This is a genomic window from Paracoccus sp. S4493 (genome assembly GCF_000967735.1).
GTDB classification, from domain to species: Bacteria; Pseudomonadota; Alphaproteobacteria; order Rhodobacterales; family Rhodobacteraceae; genus Paracoccus; species Paracoccus marcusii.
The window spans coordinates 1-524 of record NZ_JXYF01000383.1 but is presented as its reverse complement, the minus strand read 5'-3'; the positions used below and the strand labels follow the sequence as shown (position 1 = coordinate 524).

Sequence of the window (524 nt, the reverse complement as noted above, 5' to 3'; positions counted from 1 at the left end):
CCCGCCTGCAGGTGGAACACCCGGTGACCGAACTGATCACCGGCGTCGATCTGGTCGAGCAGATGATCCGCGTCGCGGCCGGAGAGCCGCTGCCCTTCGCGCAGTCCGACCTGACGATCACCGGGTGGGCGATGGAGAGCCGGCTTTATGCCGAGGACCCCTATCGCGGCTTCCTGCCCTCCATCGGGCGCCTGACCCGCTATCGCCCGCCGGTCGAGGTGGCGGCGGGGCCGATGCTGACCGGGGGCAAGTGGCTGGCCCATGGCGCCCCCACGGGTGGGGCCGCGGTCAGGAACGACACCGGCGTCTATGAGGGCGGCGAGATCAGCATGTTCTATGACCCGATGATCGCCAAGCTGTGCACATGGGCACCGACCCGCGGCGAGGCGATCGAGGCGATGCGCACCGCGCTGGACGCCTTCGAGGTCGAGGGGATCGGGCACAACCTGCCCTTCCTGTCAGCGGTGATGGATCACCCGAAATTCGTCGCGGGCGAAATCACCACCGCCTTCATCGCCGAGGAA

At 68.3% G+C, this 524-nt stretch carries 1 pseudogene; it reads left to right on the top strand.

What is annotated here, in order from left to right:
* A pseudogene (locus TW83_RS17880) lies at positions 1 to 524 on the top strand (acetyl/propionyl-CoA carboxylase subunit alpha); the annotation flags it as partial.